The sequence below is a fragment of the Rhizobium sp. rho-13.1 genome (assembly GCF_007000305.1).
GTDB lineage: Bacteria > Pseudomonadota > Alphaproteobacteria > Rhizobiales > Rhizobiaceae > Rhizobium > Rhizobium rhododendri.
This window is the reverse complement of sequence record NZ_SCFL01000001.1, coordinates 741,210-759,676: the sequence shown is the minus strand read 5'-3', so window position 1 is coordinate 759,676 and position 18,467 is coordinate 741,210. Positions and strand designations below refer to the sequence as shown.

18 protein-coding genes, 1 tRNA gene and 1 riboswitch are annotated in these 18,467 nt (G+C 59.7%); of the genes, 15 read left to right on the top strand and 4 right to left on the bottom strand.

Annotated features, from left to right (window positions below):
• Positions 1–57 precede the first annotated feature (57 nt).
• From EQW76_RS03875 to EQW76_RS03850, 6 genes are all read left to right on the top strand, one after another.
• Positions 58–798, top strand: a complete 741-nt coding sequence (locus EQW76_RS03875; protein ID WP_142823128.1) for an NUDIX hydrolase — start codon at positions 58–60, stop codon at positions 796–798.
• A gap of 69 nt (positions 799–867) precedes the next feature.
• Complete coding sequence (locus EQW76_RS03870; protein ID WP_142823127.1) at positions 868–1,785, top strand: PhzF family phenazine biosynthesis protein; 918 nt, start codon at positions 868–870, stop codon at positions 1,783–1,785.
• Positions 1,786–1,909: 124 nt separating this feature from the next.
• Positions 1,910–1,985 (top strand) — tRNA-Lys (locus tag EQW76_RS03865).
• A gap of 229 nt (positions 1,986–2,214) precedes the next feature.
• On the top strand, positions 2,215–2,448 hold the full coding sequence (locus EQW76_RS03860; protein WP_142823126.1) for a hypothetical protein: 234 nt from the start codon (positions 2,215–2,217) through the stop codon (positions 2,446–2,448).
• A 372-nt stretch (positions 2,449–2,820) separates the two neighbouring features.
• Positions 2,821–3,267 carry a molybdopterin-dependent oxidoreductase gene (locus EQW76_RS03855; RefSeq protein ID WP_142823601.1) on the top strand — a complete coding sequence of 149 codons (447 nt, stop codon included), beginning with the start codon at positions 2,821–2,823 and terminating at the stop codon, positions 3,265–3,267.
• 6 nt (positions 3,268–3,273) lie between these two features.
• Positions 3,274–5,625, top strand: coding sequence for an EAL domain-containing protein (locus tag EQW76_RS03850; RefSeq protein WP_142823125.1), 2,352 nt, complete (start codon positions 3,274–3,276; stop codon positions 5,623–5,625).
• A 21-nt stretch (positions 5,626–5,646) separates the two neighbouring features.
• On the opposite strand, the gene EQW76_RS03845 is transcribed toward EQW76_RS03850, so the two are convergent.
• Complete coding sequence (locus EQW76_RS03845; protein WP_142823124.1) at positions 5,647–6,255, bottom strand: YkoF family thiamine/hydroxymethylpyrimidine-binding protein; 609 nt, start codon at positions 6,253–6,255, stop codon at positions 5,647–5,649.
• Positions 6,250–6,363, bottom strand: a riboswitch (TPP riboswitch). (Overlaps the previous gene by 6 nt.)
• Before the next feature lie 157 nt (positions 6,364–6,520).
• Here EQW76_RS03845 and xth point away from each other — a divergent pair.
• Positions 6,521–7,291 (top strand): exodeoxyribonuclease III, encoded by a 771-nt coding sequence (gene xth / locus EQW76_RS03840; RefSeq protein ID WP_142823123.1) that lies wholly within the window; start codon positions 6,521–6,523, stop codon positions 7,289–7,291.
• Here the strand turns inward: xth and EQW76_RS03835 are convergent.
• From EQW76_RS03835 to EQW76_RS03825, 3 genes are read right to left on the bottom strand one after another with little or no spacing between them, the layout of a single operon-like run.
• Positions 7,275–7,763 carry an NUDIX domain-containing protein gene (locus EQW76_RS03835; protein ID WP_142823122.1) on the bottom strand — a complete coding sequence of 163 codons (489 nt, stop codon included), beginning with the start codon at positions 7,761–7,763 and terminating at the stop codon, positions 7,275–7,277. The genes xth and EQW76_RS03835 overlap by 17 nt on opposite strands.
• Position 7,764: 1 nt before the next feature.
• Positions 7,765–8,028 carry a hypothetical protein gene (locus tag EQW76_RS03830; protein WP_142823121.1) on the bottom strand — a complete coding sequence of 88 codons (264 nt, stop codon included), beginning with the start codon at positions 8,026–8,028 and terminating at the stop codon, positions 7,765–7,767.
• 29 nt (positions 8,029–8,057) lie between these two features.
• Complete coding sequence (locus EQW76_RS03825) at positions 8,058–8,609, bottom strand: hypothetical protein (protein WP_142823120.1); 552 nt, start codon at positions 8,607–8,609, stop codon at positions 8,058–8,060.
• On the opposite strand from EQW76_RS03825, the gene EQW76_RS03820 reads away from it, so the two are divergent.
• From EQW76_RS03820 to EQW76_RS03785, 8 genes are all read left to right on the top strand, one after another.
• The gene (locus tag EQW76_RS03820) at positions 8,608–9,465 is read left to right on the top strand and encodes an SDR family oxidoreductase (protein WP_142823119.1); all 858 of its coding nucleotides are present in this window, start codon (positions 8,608–8,610) and stop codon (positions 9,463–9,465) included. The genes EQW76_RS03825 and EQW76_RS03820 overlap by 2 nt on opposite strands.
• Before the next feature lie 17 nt (positions 9,466–9,482).
• Positions 9,483–9,965, top strand: a complete 483-nt coding sequence (locus EQW76_RS03815; protein ID WP_142823118.1) for a pyridoxamine 5'-phosphate oxidase family protein — start codon at positions 9,483–9,485, stop codon at positions 9,963–9,965.
• Positions 9,966–10,404: 439 nt separating this feature from the next.
• Positions 10,405–11,841 (top strand): FAD/NAD(P)-binding protein, encoded by a 1,437-nt coding sequence (locus EQW76_RS03810; protein WP_142823117.1) that lies wholly within the window; start codon positions 10,405–10,407, stop codon positions 11,839–11,841.
• A gap of 161 nt (positions 11,842–12,002) precedes the next feature.
• Positions 12,003–12,464: an Rrf2 family transcriptional regulator gene (locus EQW76_RS03805; RefSeq protein ID WP_142823116.1), complete on the top strand. Its 462-nt coding sequence runs from the start codon at positions 12,003–12,005 to the stop codon at positions 12,462–12,464.
• Between the two features lie 185 nt (positions 12,465–12,649).
• Positions 12,650–14,143, top strand: a complete 1,494-nt coding sequence (locus tag EQW76_RS03800) for a CHASE3 domain-containing protein (protein ID WP_142823115.1) — start codon at positions 12,650–12,652, stop codon at positions 14,141–14,143.
• Entirely contained in the window at positions 14,143–14,586 is a 444-nt protein-coding gene (locus EQW76_RS03795; protein WP_202617115.1) for a response regulator, read from the top strand. Before EQW76_RS03800 ends, EQW76_RS03795 begins: the two co-directional genes overlap by 1 nt.
• Positions 14,583–15,641: a histidine kinase dimerization/phosphoacceptor domain -containing protein gene (locus EQW76_RS03790; RefSeq protein WP_142823114.1), complete on the top strand. Its 1,059-nt coding sequence runs from the start codon at positions 14,583–14,585 to the stop codon at positions 15,639–15,641. The genes EQW76_RS03795 and EQW76_RS03790 overlap by 4 nt, the downstream gene beginning before the upstream one ends.
• 115 nt (positions 15,642–15,756) lie before the next feature.
• Complete coding sequence (locus EQW76_RS03785; RefSeq protein ID WP_224127722.1) at positions 15,757–18,426, top strand: mechanosensitive ion channel family protein; 2,670 nt, start codon at positions 15,757–15,759, stop codon at positions 18,424–18,426.
• The last annotated feature ends 41 nt before the right edge of the window (positions 18,427–18,467 follow it).

Here is an 18,467-nt window from a genome sequence, read left to right as displayed (position 1 = left end):
GGCTTGCACAGGCAGCACGCATCTCGACTTTCCGACCTCATGACACTGGAATTTATAATGAACACGACACGCATCGAAGAAACCGCCGGATGGCCGCCTGAGAAGACTGTTTTTGCGGTTCCTGCCGTAGAACTGCGGGTGCTGGCCGGCGACCATCCGGTCCATCTTGCCAATGCCGATGCCATCACGGCCAACTGGGCAGCGGAGATTGCCGCCAACCCGACGCTGTTCGACGGCCGGATGGTGTTCCAGCGACGTCTGGAGATCACCTCTGCCGGAATTCGCGGCGAGGGGCACGTGGTGCCGTTCTCGTCCTTCATGTGGTGGCGCAAGCAGGCGGATCGCAGCGGCGGCTTTCATCTGTTCGGCTATCCCGTCATAGCAAGCTCCGATGGGGCGCTGGTGGCAATCAGGATGGGCGCGCATACCGCCAATCCCGGCCAGGTGTATTTTGCTGCCGGCTCGCTAGACGAACACGATATCGTCGACGGTTTCTGCGACATAGCCTCCAATATGCGTCGCGAGGTAGGGGAGGAAACCGGGCTCGATCTGGACCTTGCGACGGCCGATGGCGGATATTACGGGGTCCACCAGAACAGCACCGTCACGCTGTTTCGCATTTTCCGTTTTTCGCAGACGGCGGAAGAATTGGTGGCGGCAATCGAGCGGCACATGATTGACGACGAGGAGCAGGAAATTGCCGGCGCTGTGGTCATTCGTTCGGCCGATCCGAAGGCTCAGCCCTACCACGGGAGTATGGTGACCATCCTCGACTGGTATTTCAATCGGCAGGCTTGAGCCAGTCGCCTTGCACTTGGCAGCGCGGTCGGGCAGGTTGCCCGTCGTCGAAGATTTCAGGAGGCTGATTTGGCTCGCAGTTACGGCATCTACGATGTGTTCACCGATCGCAAACTGGCCGGCAATCCGCTGGCCGTGATCTTCGACGGGGACGGGCTCGGCGACGCGGAAATGCTGTCGATCGCGAGAGAGATGAACCTTTCGGAGACTGTCTTCGTCTGCTCGTCGACCAATCCTGCCCACAGCGCCAGCTTGCGGATATTCACGCCCGGGCGTGAACTGCCGTTTGCCGGCCATCCGACCGTCGGCACCGCTATAGCTCTTGCCGAGCGCAATCATGCCGGAAATGGCGGCGAACTCGATCTGGTGTGCGTGCTCGAGGAGAAGGTCGGACCGGTGCGCTGCGCCGTTCGCCTCCGCCAGCGACAGGCGAGCTTTGCCGAATTCGACCTGCCGCGCAAATCGCAGCAGATCACCCTGCCGCTCGACAGGCTCGGTATAGCCAATGCCCTGGGATTGCAGCCGAGCGAACTCGCCTTCGAGAATCACGTCGTGTCGCTGTGGTCGGCGGGCGTGCCGTTTCTGCTCATTCCCGTGCGCGACATCGGCACCGCCGGGCGTGTGGAGTTCGATCCGCAGCTCTGGGAGAAGACTGTGCCCTTCGTCGACGGGGCATTGGCCTCGGCCTACCTCTACTGCCGAGGCGCGGTCAACCACACCGCAAAGTTCCATGCGCGGATGTTTGCCGCCGGCATGGGTATCGTCGAGGATCCGGCAACGGGGTCCGCAGTCGCTGCGCTATCCGGCGCCATCCACCACTTCGACCGGTTGCCGGATGGCCATCATCCGATCATCGTCGAGCAGGGCGTTGAGATGGGCAGGCCGTCGCTCATCCATCTTCACATCGATGTCACCAATGGCGAAATCTCCAATGCGCGTATCGGCGGACAAGCTGTTCGTATCGCGTCCGGAACGCTGGATCTTTGATTTTAAAGGATTTTCTGACTTATCCGGTTTTTTTTGACAATTCGGCAAAGAAAATTCGTCAATCGGCTGGACAATGAAAGCGATCCTATTTATATCGCCCTCACACCGGAAGAACAAGCGGTGCGGGTGATTAGCTCAGTTGGTAGAGCAGCTGACTCTTAATCAGCGGGTCGTAGGTTCGAGCCCTACATCACCCACCAAATTCTCTTTAAAATCAATTTTTTGTAGGTATTCTTCGAGGATACCTACGGTCTTGGTACGCACGTTCCCGTCTGGACCTTTCCGCGAATTCTATAAAATTCGTTAAGGAATTTCGCGCTTAACGCGTCATCCGATAACCCCACCATTGTGCCGAATGCGTCATGTTACTAAGTTATGGGTATCGGGACCTGCGAGGAGGATCGCCGATGGTCGATCAGGGAGGTGATGATGATCGAGGCTTCCACGCTTTTTCACGCTTCTGTTCATTACAGGGGCATTGCGCTGCATAATGGCGTACTCACCCTGCCACGCCTGCGGGCCATCGTTGGCAAGACGGCCCCGAAAAAGGCGAAAATTACCGATGCGGATATTGTCCGTGCGGTCACAAGCCGGGACGGGACATTCGAACTCGACGGATGGCGGATCAAGGTCTCTGCCATCCACCAGGTCGATCGCCCTTAGTGCTGTCCAAGCCCTTAATGTTGTCCAAGCCAGGTCTTTTTCAAAAGTCTGGAACAAAAGTGCTCGCTGAAGGGTTGCGCCGGCAGAATACAGAACTTTTCAGTGCAATTGAGCCGGGATCAAAATGCCAGCCTGCACGTCAGGCGCGCTGTAGATAGTGATCTGCCTGGCCAAGACCGGCTTTGGGAGATTGCCCGGCAGCAAGAGCAGTTGCAAATGATTGATCGGGTGATAACTGACCTTTCGGGGTTACCGGATTAAGAATTTTCAAGCGCACATATTTTAAAATTATTCGAATCGGAGCTTTTCTTGCGACAGTTATTTTGGGCGGTTATCGCAGTCGCCGTCGGTCTTGCGGTGTCATCGGCCTCAATGGCGCAATCTCTTGCTGCGCCGAAGTCTGCGCCGATCCTGGTGATTTCGGGTGACATCACAAACACCAATGTTGCGGGGACTGCGCAGTTCGACCTGCCTATGCTGGAGGCCCTCGGCATGGAAAAGATGTCGACCAAGACGCCCTGGTACGAGGGCGTGGTGACGTTCGAGGGCGTGCCTATGGACAAGCTGATGAAGATGGTCGGCGCCAAAGGCACAAGCGTCCGCGCAGTCGCACTCAACGACTACGCCATCAACATCCCGATTTCCGATTTCGCCGAGTACGGCACAATGCTGGCGATTAAGCGCGACGGTCAATATATGCCAGTTCGCGACAAGGGACCGCTGTTTATCGTCTATCCGTTCGACAGCAACAGCGAGTTGCAGACGCAGACATATTACGGCCGATCAGCCTGGCAACTCGCCAAGCTCGTCGTGGAGTAACAGGCGTTGCGAAGCACCACCGTTGCGTTCAGGAAGATCCAGTGGGTGCTCGCCGGGGTGGTCTGCTTTTTCGTCCTTTCTTCTTCCTATCTCTCCTATGTGATCATCGAGCGGCAGGAAGCCCTGCATCAGGTCGCAGGCTATAACGAGACCTGGAGCGTCAGCCAGACGTCTTCGGAATTGCTGCGGCTTGAAAAGACGCTGCTGGCCTATTCGGTCCCGGGTAGCGGCGTGTCGTTGAAAGATGTGCGGCTTCGGCTGGACATCATGTTCAATCGTCTCGGCGTATTGGAAAATGCCACCTTTCGAAACTTTGTCCGCAACGACAATTTCAACAAGGTGGCCATTGAACAGCTGAAAACGGCGCTTGATACGATCGACCGTTCGATGCCGACGAGCGATACGGCGCCATTCGATCCCCAGCCGGCACTGAAGATCCTCTCCGATATCGAGCCCGATGTCATTGCGCTCGGTTCAGCTGCAATCGAAAGCGGTGCTAAGAAGATCGATGAAGACGAGGCCGGTCTGGAGCGGCTGCATCTGATCTATACGGGCCTGACCGCTGGCCTCATCCTCTGCGGCATCGCTCTGATCATCCTTCTTGTCCAGCACAACCGGCTGCTTGCGCGCGCGCGCGACAAACTCAACAGGGCAACGGAAGAGCTGCAGCGCACATCGCGGGAAACCGACGCGCAGAATTTCCGCTATCTGACGGCCTTCAACAACATGACGCAGGCGCTGTGCATGTTTGACAAGGGCGGCCGCATGATCGTCTGCAACGACCGTTTCTCGACAATGGCGGCGCGGCCGCGCGGCATCGCCAGCGGTACGTCCATTGACAGCATTGCCAAAACCTCCGGGTCCGGGTCGGGTTCTTCGACCTTCGAACAGCTTCTTGCCCTCCAGATTCCGCTGATCAAGGAAGCGCGACGCGGCGTCTTCATGCATGAGGCTTCCGATCGCAAGGCCTACGTGGTGACCCACGAGCCGCTGCCGGAAGGCGGCTGGCTTGCTACCTACGAGGACATCACGGAGCGGCGTCGGCTGGATGCACGCATCGCCCACATGGCCCATCACGATGCGCTGACCAATCTGGCGAACAGGGTGCTGTTCATGGAGATGCTGGAGCGCAAGCTGAAGGAGGCAAAGCGCGACGGCGACGCGGTGGCCGTATGTTTCCTTGACCTCGACGGCTTCAAGGATGTCAACGATACGATGGGGCACCACGTTGGAGACGAGCTTCTGCAGCGGGTATCGCAGCGCCTGCTCGCCCATGTCGGCCCCCGAGATGTCGTCGCCCGCATCGGCGGCGATGAGTTTGCTGTCATCAATATTCTCAAAGCCAACGAGGATTTGAGCGAGGAAGCCAGCGAGAAGGAGGGCCTTGAGCTGCCGATCCGGCTGGTTGCAGAGCTGACGCGTCCTTACCTGCTGGACGATCACGAGGTGACCATTGGCGCCAGCGTTGGCGTGGCAAAGTTTCCCCAGCATTCCTCGGATCCGGAAGAACTGTTGAAATACGCGGATCTGGCCATGTACGAGGCCAAGGCCGAAGGCAAGGGACGCGTGCGCGTCTTCCGTCCTGACATGGACGAGCGGCTGCTGGCGCGAAAGGCGCTGGAAGTTGATCTGCGCAAAGCGCTCAAGCGGCGCGAGATGGAAGTTTACTACCAGCCTCTCGTGGACACCGCGACGCGTCAGGTATCCGGCTATGAGGCGCTGTTACGGTGGAACCATCCCCGGATGGGTCAAATCCCGCCAATGGACTTCATCCCGATTGCCGAGGATACTGGGCTGATCGGCGCGCTCGGTGCGTGGGTGCTCAATCAGGCCTGCGCCGATGCCGTGCGCTGGCCTGACCACATCACGGTCGCCGTCAATCTTTCTCCGATCCAGTTCCGTAACGACAACCTGATCCAGACGGTCGTCGCGGCCCTGACGGATAGCGGGCTCGAGGCAGGCCGGCTGGAGCTGGAAATCACGGAATCCGTCCTGCTCGATGCAGGCGCCCATACGGCGTCGACCTTGCTGGCCCTCAAGAAACTCGGCATCTCGATTGCTATGGATGATTTCGGTACCGGCTATTCGTCGCTGTCCAATCTCAGAAGTTTCCCCTTCGACAAGATCAAGATCGATCGGTCGTTCATCCGCGAGTTGACCCTGCATTCGGAATCACTGTCCGTCGTCCGGCTCATCACCGCTCTTGCCCAGACCCTGGGGATGTCGACGACGGCGGAGGGCGTGGAGACCGAGGAGCAGTTCGCCGTCCTCCAGGAGATCGGCTGCACGCAGGTTCAGGGCTATCTATTCGCCAAACCGAAACCGGCGCGGGACCTCGGCATCGATCCTCGACAGTAATGCAGGCGTCCCCCGTCGATGTCAGGATGACGAGGGGCTATGGGCGGATACAGTGATATCGAGCGTGACGTGGCCAATGGTCGGGCCAAAGCGGCAGAAGGCCTCGTTGATCGTCGCAAAGATGGCGCCGGCGTCGCCGCGCAGCTTGGTGCAGAAGTTCTTCGAACTGTGGAACACGCCGGAGTGCTTGAGGAAGTCGATGCAGCCGTAGATCTCGTCCATGTGCTGATCGATGCCGAGAACGTAGAGCGAGAATTGCGCGGAGACAGTCTCTCCCGTCAGGGGCGTTTTGCGAACGGCTGCGAGAGCCGCCTGCTTGCGTTCTTCGAGCGGAAGGGTGCTGACCATGCTGGTGCTTGGCGTGCAGATCGGATCGTCGGGTTCGCCGGGGCAGCCGCGCGAGACCGTGGCGTGCAGTACGCAATGCTTGCCCGATGAGGCTGCCGCCACGAAGAGGTCGCGCATCGCTGGAAAAAGCACGTCCGTCGAGCCGACCAGCAGCGTCGATAGATCGTCGGTCGAAACCCGCATCTGGTCACGATAGGGGTCCAGAGCGCCGAGCGCGCCGTGGATGACGCCGACGAAATCGTCGGTCATCGGATAAAGTGATATTTGTGCGCCTGAAAACATTTTAGCCCGCCTCGCTCCGCTGGTATTATCCAGATCAGCTTTTAGGGTTTGGAAGCATGCACGCTTCGGTCTCAGCCCCGGCAATACGGAGCACCCCTGTCGATCCCCCCTGATAGCATGGACCGGAAAAGATAAAAGCAGATTTTTCCCGGGTCGACCGAGGGAGTGGAATTGCAAGGTCATCGCAGGCCGCATGCATCCTTTTGCAGCCTGACCCGTTGGCGATGCGAGAGTTGCGGCTTGCAACGCGGAGGGACGCTGTCAGATGAAAATCGCGACCTACAATGTAAACGGCGTGAATGGCCGGCTCGAAAACCTGCTGCGCTGGCTCGACGAATTCAATCCGGACATCGTCTGTTTGCAGGAATTGAAAGCGCCAGACATCCGCTTTCCGGCGCGCGAGATCGAGGGGGCGGGCTACGGGGCGATCTGGCATGGCCAGAAAAGCTGGAACGGCGTGGCAATCCTGGCGCGGGACGCTATGCCGCTGGAGACCAGACGCGGGTTGCCCGGTGATGACAATGGACAGAGCCGTTATATCGAGGCGGCAATCGGCGGCGTCCTGGTCGGCTGCCTGTACCTTCCGAACGGCAATCCGCAACCGGGCCCGAAGTTCGAATACAAGCTAGCCTGGTTCCAGCGCCTCGCAGACTACGCGCGAGAGCTTCTGGAACTCGAAATCCCGGTCGTCCTAGCCGGCGATTTCAATGTGATGCCGACCGAACTCGATGTTTATAATCCGGAGCGCTGGATCGACGATGCGCTATTTCATCCGGATGTCCGCCACGCTTTCCGGGAACTCGTCGATCAAGGCTGGACGGACGGGATCCGGCGGATGCACCCCGATCAACGGATCTATACGTTCTGGAAATATCTCCGCAACGCCTATGCCCGCGACGCCGGTTTACGCATAGATCACTTCCTCCTCAGTCCCTCGCTGGCCGAGCGGCTGTCCGACGCCGGGGTCGACGGGGACGTCCGCGGCTGGGCGCATGCCAGCGATCATGCTCCCGCGTGGATCACGCTCGACGACTAGGGACGTCAAGGCGCTCCATGAATGCCTTGAATGCCTCTAGAAACGGTCGTTGCCCCCGCAGCAGCTTGATTTCCGCCTGATCGAGATCGAACCAGCCGGCGCGGTCGACTTCCGGAAAACTTTGTATCTGGCCGGATTTCGGAGGCCATTGCATTTCGAAACTATTGCTGACAATCGCGTCTGCATCGATCTCGGCATTGGCCGCAAAAGCGACGACGACTTTGCCACCAGGCTGTCTGATTTCCCCGAGCAGCGTGAACGGACCGTCGAGGCTGGTGCCGATCTCCTCGCGGACCTCCCGGCGGGCAGCGGCGAGATCGTCCTCGTCCGGTTCGATGCCGCCTTTTGGAAGCGACCAGGCGCCTTCGTCCTTGCGGGCCCAGAAGGGGCCGCCGGGATGGACGAGCAGGACTTCGGGTGCCCCATGTGTGGCAAAGCGGTAGATCAGTACGCCGGCACTGCGTTTCACCATCTCAACTCTTTGCGTCAGCCTTGAGGGATAGCCCGAAATCTCGATAGACACTGAGACAATCGGTATAGCTGAGAGTTCTGCTCTCGCCATAAGAAACATGGGCGTTGGAAGCGCCTATACCTGCCTCTTCGGCGACGAACAGGATAGCCTCACCCAGTGACAGGCCTACAATCATGTCGTCGGCGCCGTCATCGCTGTCGATCCCTGTTATCGTTGCGGCAAGTGCGCGCTTGGAGAAGACGATCTCTCGCTCGGCTGGCCTCATTTCTGCGGGTCCTTACGTTCGGCACGGCTTCAGCCGCGCAATTCTGGATACTTGCGCTGCAGTTCGCTGTCGTCGGAGCAGGAGGTGTCGACTGCGGATAACTCGACCGATACAGCTTCCCCGACGTCGAGTTCGCCATCATGAAGGAGTTCGACCTGGTCTCCATCGTGCCTGACGAGGGTCGCAGACGATGTGAATCCGCGTTTTAGCAACCAATCGCGGGGTGCCTTGACGAGCAGGGTAACAGCAAACTTGCCATCCTCTTTTTCGGTCGCGACAGTCACGCTGTAGGAAACTGGCGCGGTTTCGTTGGCCAGCTCAAGCTTGCCGGTCGCGTCTGCCTTGTGCAGGGTGTTGGTCATGATGATCCTCTCATTGTCATGTTCAGAAACAAATTCGGGCCCTTGAAGTTCCGATCCGTGCCGTCCGATGGCGAGCGTGACAAATTGCCGAACGCTCATCCGCAGCCTGCAGGCTTCAGTGCCGCCATCCTTCAGATTGAATTCGGAGACTTTGGTGGGGAACCATGACGCGCAACGCTGGTTAGTCTGGTCCAAGCCGACCAAAAGGAGACAGGCCATGAACGGTTATCCCAAGCCGCCATTTCCCACGCAGCCACAGTCCATCCCCGGCAAGACGGCCCGGATGGATCCGAAGCCCGACCACGGGGAGAGCTCCTACAAGGGGTCCGGACGTCTGGCCGGAAAGCGTGCCGTAATTACCGGCGGCGACAGCGGCATCGGTCGCGCCGTCGCAATCGCATTTGCGCGGGAGGGTGCGGATGTACTCGTTTCCTATCTCGATGAGCACGAGGACGCAGCGGAGACGAAGCACTATGTCGAAGAGGCCGGACGGAAGGCGGTTCTCGTGCCCGGGGATATCCAGGATGCAGCCCATTGCCGGGCGATCATCGACAAGGCCGTATCCGAACTCGGCGGCATCGACATTCTCGTCAACAATGCCGCCCACCAGAATACCTTCAAGGATATCGCGGAGATCTCCGATGACGAGTGGGAGCTTACCTTCAAGGTCAACATCCACGCTATGTTCTACCTGACAAAAGCAGCCGTCGAACACATGAGCCCCGGCAGCTCGATCATCAATACGACCTCGGTCAATGCCGACATGCCAAATCCGACGTTGCTTGCCTATGCCACGACCAAGGGCGCCATCCAGAACTTTACGGGCGGATTGGCACAGATGCTGGCCGAGAAGGGGATTCGCGCCAATGCCGTTGCGCCGGGCCCGATTTGGACGCCGCTTATCCCATCCACCATGCCGGAAGAGAACGTTACCAACTTCGGCAAGCAAACGCCAATGAAGCGGCCGGGGCAGCCGGCGGAACTCGCAACAGCTTACGTCATGCTTGCAGATCCGCTGTCGAGCTATGTGTCCGGTACCACTATTGCAGTCACCGGCGGCAAGCCGTTCATCTAGTCAAAAGAGGAAATGTCATGACACAGGAAAACGAAAAGGTCGCACGCACCTGGGAATTGATGGAGAAGATCCTCTTCTGCATGCTTTCCACCCGGGTCGGCGAGGACATCCGTTCGCGGCCAATGGCAGCCCATTTCGAGCCGATTGAAAATGCGATCTATTTTCTGACGGATGTGGCTAGCCACAAGGACGAGGAAATTGAGCGCCGGCATAATGTCGGCCTGTCCTTTGCCGACACGAAGGGCCAGAAGTACGTTTCCGTGACGGGCGATGCAGAAGTGTCTAACGACCGGGAGCGGATCCGCGAACTTTTCTCGACGCCCGCCAAGGCCTGGTGGGAAAGCGCCGAAGATCCGTCTATCCGCGTGCTGAAAGTTACGCCGAAATATGCGGAATACTGGGATAGCCCCGGCACCGTGGTCAGCTACGTCAAAATGATTGCTGCAGCCATGTCGAGCGCGAAGCCCGACATGGGCGAAAATGCCAAGGTCTCGCTTTAAGGACCTGAGTTTCTTCAGCCTTTTAATTTTGGCCCGGCAGCCCATTCAAACTTGCCGGTTGAGCCTCGAGAGTATGTCGGTCCGAAGGTCTCCTCAGATCTTCGGGCCGATTTTGTTTATCAGCGATGGCTTCTTCCGTTGGCCATCGCCAGTGCGAATACGCCGCAGAGTACAGCAACCAGCAGGTAGTCGAATGCTGTCAGCAGTCTGAAGATTTCCATGTTTTTCTCCTCCTCAAGAGCGCGTCCAGTGTACTCCTCTTTGGATGGGTCGTCATGAATAAAATTCAGGGTTGCGGAAAAGCTCGAAAAAACATTCCGCTGCCCGTCTCATGAGGGGAAGCCCTTCCCTTGTCACGCCGCCACCAGCGTATATTGATCGCGCGACGCCCGGAGTAGAGTTCGGCTTCCGGCAGGCGATGCATAAAAAGGACTGGCTGATGCTTTCTTCGCCCGAGACTATTCCTGTTGTTGCCATTGTTGGAGGTGGTGTTTCAGGGGCGGCGGTTGCCTACCATCTGGCGGGAACAGGTCTGTTCGGCAGGCAACAGATCGTGCTCTTCGAACCACGGGCATTGCTTGGCGCAGGTCTCGCCTACGACACCGTCGAGCCTGCCCACCGCATCAACGTGCCATCCACCCGCATGAGCCTGTTTCCGGATGATCCAGAGCACTTCCAGCGCTGGATCGATACGAACGGGGCTCTTGGCGACGATCCCGACGCACTGGCAGCCAGCGGCGCCCTCTATCCGAGGCGCGGTCTGTTCGGGCGCTACATGAACGCGATGATCCGGCCGCTGGTCGAGAGCGGTTCCGTCCGCCATGTTCGCGAGCGCGTGCTCTCGGCCGATCGCCTTAATGGCCGGTGGCATCTGACGGGCGAGGGCGGTTATGTTATCGACGCCGATATACTCGTCATTGCGACCAGCCATCCGGCACCGTCCGCACCGGAGCCGCTTGCCAGTGTTCTTGCCGGAGATCCGCGCTTCGTCGCCGACCCTACCCGGCGGGGCGCGCTCGACCCGATCGGTGTCGACGACCGTGTGCTGATCGTCGGCAACGGGCTGACATCGGCCGATGTCGTTGCAGCGCTTGGCCTGCGAGGCCATCGGGGACAGATCACAGCGGTATCACGCCGAGGCTTGCGATCGCGCGGTCATCCTTCGATGCCGCAGGATCCGTTCGGCGATTTCACCTCCGAGCCTGCGCAGACTGCATCAGGACTTCTCAAACGCGTGCGGGCGGCCATTCGCGAAGCGGGCAGAGAGGGGCTTAGCTGGCATGCGGTCATCGATCAGGTGAGGGGCCAAGGCGAGGCGCTATGGCGCGGCCTGCCGGTCGAGGAGAGGCGGCGGATCGCGCGTCACCTTCGGCCGCTCTGGGACGTCCACCGGTTCCGTGTCGCGCCGCAAGTCGAGGCCGCCAGCGAGGAGGCAATCGCCGAGGGTCGAATGACCGTGCTGGCTGGCTCCGTGGCCGAAGTTTCAATCGACGAGGATCGCATCCGCTGCGTGCTGCGGCTCGGGCGGTCGCGCCAGCGTGTGGAGCGGCATTTCGATGCGGTGGTGGTCACAACGGGGCCGGGGCATGGCGGCATCCTTCGCAGCCAGCCCTTCCTGGCAGGTCTGGCCGAACGGGGCTATCTGGTGAACGACCCAACGCGACTCGGTCTCGACTGCAATGCAAATTCACAAGCGATCGGTGCGTCCGGCACGGCGACGGAATCCCTGTTCATATCGGGACCGCTGGCGCGCGGTACATTCGGCGAACTGATGGGCCTGCCGCAGGTAACGGAGCACGCGGTCTTGGTCGCATCCGGCGTTGCAGATACGGTCCGTGCAATGTTTCCAGCGACGCAGCGCCTGCACAGCATCTAGCGGGTTGCGGCCGCCTCTCGTCCAAACGCAATTTTATCGTCTTATAAGCCTGCAATTTCTGAGATATCGGCTTGCCCGCGCGCTCTCCCGGCGTTACGCAGCTTGCGTGATTGCCGATCAGCGAGATGCTGCGGTCGTGCGTCTTCAGGTAAGCGAATCTCATGCTGACAAAAAAAGGAAAATACGGTCTCAAGGCGTTGGTCGATCTTGCTCGTCTGGGCCCGGGCGAAACCGCCTTCATCAACGACGTTGCTCTGCGCAACAACATTCCGAAGAAGTTTCTCGATGCGATTTTGCTGGAGTTGCGAAATTCCGGCGTGCTGCGCTCGAAGAAGGGCCCGGGAGGCGGCTATTCGTTGTCTCGTCCCGCTGCCGAAATTCGTATCGGCCATGTGATCCGCACCCTTGACGGGCCGCTGGCGCCAATCCGTTGTGCAAGCCGTACTGCCTTTGAAGCCTGCGACGACTGTGCCGATCCGGCAGGCTGCCAGGTACGGAGGTCGATGACCGTGGTTCGCGACGCCGTCGCAACGATCCTCGACAATATGACGCTTGAGCAATTCGTGGCGAGCGGGACGCAAGGGCTGGATGCTGAAGAAGCGCTCGTTTCCGTGACGGGCTAGGCAGACCAAGTCACCCGGGCTTCCAATAGGCGACCTAACGAGATGCCACGAATATCGATTATTTTTCAGAGGCCTGGGAACCATTTCAATCCAGGGGCGTTCCCGAAGGGATCGGTGGCGTCGCTACAGGCGCATCTCGTCTGGCCTGGCCTGATAACGGTCGGCATGGGTGCATCGTAGCGAAGATGATACGTTTCAATAAATCGATTTCCAGTTCCATCCCTGCGATCCTGACCGTTGGCGCGATAACGCTGCTCCTTGTTGTCCTCGGCGCCCTTTATTTCAGCGGTCGTGCGGCGGAGGAGGCGGACAGCGCTGTCGATGCAAGCCGCCTCAACAATCGCGTGCTCAACCTGCTGAGTTCGGCGCAGGACGCCGAAACCGGACAGCGCGGCTATCTTCTGACCGGCGATGCGCGTTATCTTGCGCCGTTCACAAAATCCGCAGTGTTGATCCCGGCCGAAATCGCCGCGCTCACGCCGCGCCTGCTCGAAATCGGCGTTCCCCAGTCTTCGCTGGACAATCTCAGATCCCTCATGGATCGAAAGCTCGCGGAGATGAAACGCACGGTGGACCTGCGTTCCGCCGGCGATACTGCCGGTTCGATAGCGTTGGTCGAATCGAATGTCGGGATCGAGCTGATGGATGAAATCCGTCATGAGATCAATGTTATCCAGCAGCGCGGCGTCGTCAATTCGGGCGACCATATCGCCTCGCTCAGGGCATCGACAACGTCACTGTCGGCGATCATTGCCGTCAGTGCGGCCTTGCTCGTGGCACTAGCCGCCGGCGCGTTCAAGCTTATCCGCGATCACCACAGGCAGATCGAGGCGGCACGACTGCAGCTTGCCAGTGCGAACGAAACGCTGGAAGAGACCGTGGTAGCCCGCACTCAAGGGCTGCAAAGGGCAAACGACGAGCTGCAGGCCTACGCCTACATCGTCAGCCACGATTTGCGCGCTCCGCTCGTCAACATCATGGGCTTCACGGAGGAGCTCGATCGTGCCGCACAGGTGTTCAAGTCATACCTCGAGAAAAACAATGCCGATCTCACAACGATCGAAGGTCGTGCGGCCATCGAGGCCGTCGACACGGATATCCCTGAAGCGCTTGGTTTCATTCGGACTTCGATGCGTCGGATGGACAATCTGATCAACCAGATCCTTGTGCTCGCGCGGGCCGGAAACCGCGAACTGCACCGCGATCGGATCAAGCTGTCGGAGCTGGTCGAGGACACGTTGGGTACGCTCCGTCACAGGCTCGACGAGGCCGAGATCGAAGTCGATATACAAGGCGTGCTTCCCGAGGTGCAGTCCGACCGGCTAGCTCTGCAGCAGATCGTCGGCAACCTGCTGGACAATGCCATCAAGTACCTGGACCCCTCACGGCGCGGTAAGATCTCCATTTCCGGCAGGCGCCACGGTATGTTCGCGAGCGTCGAAATCAGCGATAATGGACGGGGAATCGCTGCAGGCGACCAGGAGAGGATTTTCGAACTGTTCCGGCGCTCGGGCAGACAGGACATGCCGGGCGACGGCGTTGGCCTTGCCCATGTTCGTGCGCTGGCCCGGCGTCTCGGCGGAGATGTTACCGTTAGTTCCGAGCTGGGGCAGGGGACAACGTTCGAAGTTAAGATTGCTGCCGATATGGCCCGATTGAAAAGAGAAGATTCGAAATGATGAGTTCCCCGAATACCGTCAAGATCATCATGATCGAAGACGATGAAGGCCACGCACGGCTGATCGAGAAGAATATCCGTCGCGCCGGCGTCACCAACGAGATTGTGCCCTTTGTCACAGGCGGAGATGCGCTCGACTTCATGCTTGGCAAGGATGGCAGTGGCGAGCCTTCGCGTGGGCAGCCCATCCTCATCCTGCTCGACCTCAACCTTCCCGACATGAGCGGGCTGGATATTCTCCAGAAGGTCAAGGCCAACGAGCACACGAGGCGGGCAATGGTGATCGTTCTGACGACCACCGACGACCCGCGCGAAATCGCCCGTTGCTACGACCTCGGCGCCAATGTCTATGTCAGCAAACCGATGCAATACGACAAGTTCGTGCATGCGATACAGCAGCTCGGCATGTTCGTTGCCGTCATGAAGATCCCGGAGGTGGAATGATAGAGCTGGATGCTGCGGCGGATGCTGCGATCCATATTCTCTATATAGACGACGATGAAGCACTCGGCGTGCTGACGCGCAAGAACATGCAGCGTCGCGGCTACGAGCTTCATCTGGCGAAGGACGGCGCTGCCGGCCTCGCGCGTCTTGCCGAAGGTGGCATTGACGCGATTGTCCTCGACCATTTCCTCGAAGGGGAAACGGGGCTGGACCTGCTGCCCTGCATCGTCTCCGGTGCCGATCACCCGCCGGTCATCTACGCGACCGGGTCGGGAGATGCCGGCGTTGCGGTTGCCGCTCTGAAGGCTGGCGCTGACGACTATGTCATGAAGGGTGTTTCGTCCGATTATTTCGACCTGCTGGCCGCAGCGTTGGCCCAAGGGTTGGAGCGGGCGCGGTTTCGGCGTGACACGTTGCGTGCTCAGGCGGTGATCCGCCATGAACGCGACCGCGCCGAGCTACTGCTCTCCGAAGTCAACCATCGGATCGCCAACAGCCTCGGCCTGGTGGCCGCGCTGATCCGCATGCAGGCTTCCGTCACCAAGGATCAGGTGACCATCGATGCGCTGCAGGAAACGCAGATCCGCATCAATGCCATCGCCAGCGTCCACCGGCGGCTCTACACCAGCCACGAGGTCGGTACCGTCCGGGTGAAGGAATATCTGGAGAGCCTGCTTGCCGAACTCGAGGCGTCCATGCGCGACGAGCAGCGGCCGCATAGTGTGAAGGTCGAGTGCGACGATGTCATACTGTCGACTGACAAGGTGATCACGCTCGGCCTGATCATCAGCGAACTCGTCACCAACGCCTATAAGTACGCCTATCCCGCCGGTCAGACCGGTGAAATCCGCGTGGTTGTCGACCAGACTGGCCAGGGTGGCCTCCGCGTGCATGTCGAAGACGACGGCGTCGGCTTCGACCGGACGGCTCCGGCCAAGGGCACAGGGCTCGGGACCAAGATCCTGACGGCGATGGCATCCAGCCTGAAGTCCAGCATTCTCTACGCTCCCGATCGCCAAGGCACGCGGGCGATGTTGAATTTCTCTATCGACTGATCGATGCGGCGCGCGACTCGCAAGTGCTGTGAAGGTTGCCTTTCTGTCGCCTTGGTTTGCTTTACAAGCGATGACGATGATCTCGCCAACTGACCTGTTGCCCTGGGGAAGACGCTTGCGACCACTTCTGAATTCGATCTCCGTCCTTTTCCTGACACTGGCCGTGTCAGCGACTGCGGTTGCCTTGCCGGCACGCGCGCAGCAGTCGGCGGCTCCGGCGACATCGTCACCCGAGACAACGCCAGCGCCAGCGGCTGCGCCCGCTCCTGACGCGCCCAAGCCCGATGCAGCGAAGCCCGATGCGACCAAGCCGGACGCGCCGTCGGCGGATGCCCAGCAAAAACAGCAACCGCCTGCGGCCAACGGCCTCGATCGAACGGCTGCCGAGATCGCCCAGGCTCGCAAACAGCTTTCCTCCCTCGAGGACAGTGTCAAACAGGGCGCGTCCGATGACGATGCGCTGGTGGTCCTTGCCGGAAAGGCTGACGATCTCACCCGTGCCGCGGCCGAGATCTCGGGGCGCCTGAAGCCACGGGCCGACGAAATGACGGCGCGACTGACGCAGATCGGCCCGCCGCCGAAAGAGGGCCAGCCTGCAGAGGCTCCCATCGTCACGCAGGAACGCGAAAAGCTGACGTCTGCGATCGCGCAGATCAACGTGGTGATGGGCGATGCCGACAATCTGACGGCCAGTGCCAATCGGGTGTCCGGTCAGATCACCGAGCTCCGACGGCGCCTTTTTGCCGATACCCTCTTTCGCCGTACCGAACTCTCGCTGTCGACCTTCGACGACGCCGGCCAGGCGCTCGTGCAGGAGGCTGTCAACTTTCGCAACGCTCTCTCGAGCTGGGGTACGTTCGTCTGGAAATTCAAACGGATCCCGCTGTTTACAGCTGTTTTCCTGTCCCTTGCCGCAGCGCTGATCTTCATGGCCGGGGGGTACCGGCTTTTCGGGCGATACTTCTTCCGTGACGAGACGATCGAGGCTCCCTCCTATATGAGCCGGCTCTCCATCGCGTTCTGGTCGACGATGATCCGGGCGTTGTCGGTGGCTGCCTTTCTCGTGCTCTCGTTCTTTTTCCTCGAGACTTTCAATGTGCTGCGGCCGGACATCGCGCCGGTGTTTTCAGCAGTTTTCGGCTTCGTCGGGCTGGTCTATTTCGTAGCAAGCTTCGTCAACGCCGTCTTTGCGCCGTTCGAGCCCAGCTGGCGGCTCGTGAAGCTCTCCAACAAGGGCGCTCGATCCGTCGGCTGGTGCTTGCTCGCCATTGCCATCGTCAATGGCCTCGATTTCGTCCTCAATCGCATCAGCGAATCGATGGGCTCGCCGGTCATCGTCACCGTCGCGAAGAGCTTCTCTGCAGCGATGATCATCGGCCTGATCTTCATCGCCGTGTCGTTCGGCAAGCCGATGCTTGCGAGAAGCGGCGATCCCGAGGCTCCGGGCCGACGCTGGCCGCACGGACTCGCCATCATCTTGAGGGTCATCGGTGCCGCGCTGATCTTCATGGCGGTGATCGGCTATGTCGGGCTCGCCCGCTTTATCGCGCTGCAGCTGATCGTCACCAGCGCCGTCCTCGTCACCATGTATCTCGGCATCCTGCTCGGCAAGGCAGTGTCCGATCAGGAGAATTTCCCCGAGACATCGGTCGGCCGGTTTCTGCAGAGCCGTGCGAGCATCAGCACCGCGATGCTCGACCAGGCGGGCCTCGTGGCAGGACTGGCAATCTATGTCTTCGCGCTGATGACCGGCATCCCGCTCATCCTGTTGTCGTGGGGGTTCCACGTTCAGGATCTGGAAATCTTCTTCTATCGGCTGTTCACCGAGATAAGGCTCGGCAGCATCAGGATCTCCCTCGTCGGTATCCTTGCCGGCATCCTGTTCTTCATCGGCGGCTACCTCGTTACCCGCTGGTTCCAGCGCTGGCTGGACGGCACGGTCATGGCGCGTGGCCAGGTCGATCTCGGCGTCCGCAACTCGGTCAAGACCGGCATCGGCTATCTCGGCGTGGCGATTGCCGCCGTCATCGGCATTTCTGCTGCCGGCATCGATCTGTCGAGCCTTGCGCTGGTTGCCAGTGCGCTGTCCGTCGGTATCGGTTTCGGCCTGCAGAACATCGTTTCCAATTTCGTCTCTGGCCTCATTCTTCTCGTCGAGAGGCCGTTCAAGGTCGGCGACTGGATCGTTTCCGGGACATCGGAGGGTATCGTCAAGCGTATTTCCGTCCGTGCGACGGAGATCGAGACCTTTCGCCAGCAATCGATCATCGTGCCGAATTCCGAGCTGATCAATGCGTCGGTCGGCAACTGGACGCACCGTAATAGGCTCGCGCGCTCCGAAATCCCGGTTTCGGTGGGCTATGACTGCGACCCGGAGCAGGTAATGGCAATCCTGCTGGAACTGGTCAAGGCAGTGCCCAAAGTGCTGAAAAACCCGGAGCCGCACGTCGAGTTCCTCCGCTTCGGTCCGTCGTCGCTGGACTTCGAGATGCGGTTCTACCTGGCTGACCTCTCCGATGGCATGCCTATCCGCAACAACCTGCGCATTGCCATCCTGAAGCGCTTTAAGAAGGAAGGCATCGACATGCCTTACCCGCAGCAGGAATTGCACATCAGCCGTCGCGCGGAAAGACAGCGGGTGGAAGCCACGCTACCTGAAAGCACGGAAAAGGCCGATGACATCGTCGAGCCGCCGATCCAGCCGCCAGAAGCGCCGGTGCCAGCGGAGACACGCACCAGGCCCAGCCGGCGTAAAGTCGATGGCAAACCTGAAGTGCAGTCCTGATCTACTCTGTAATGCTGCAGACTTGCTGCAGCTGAATGGTG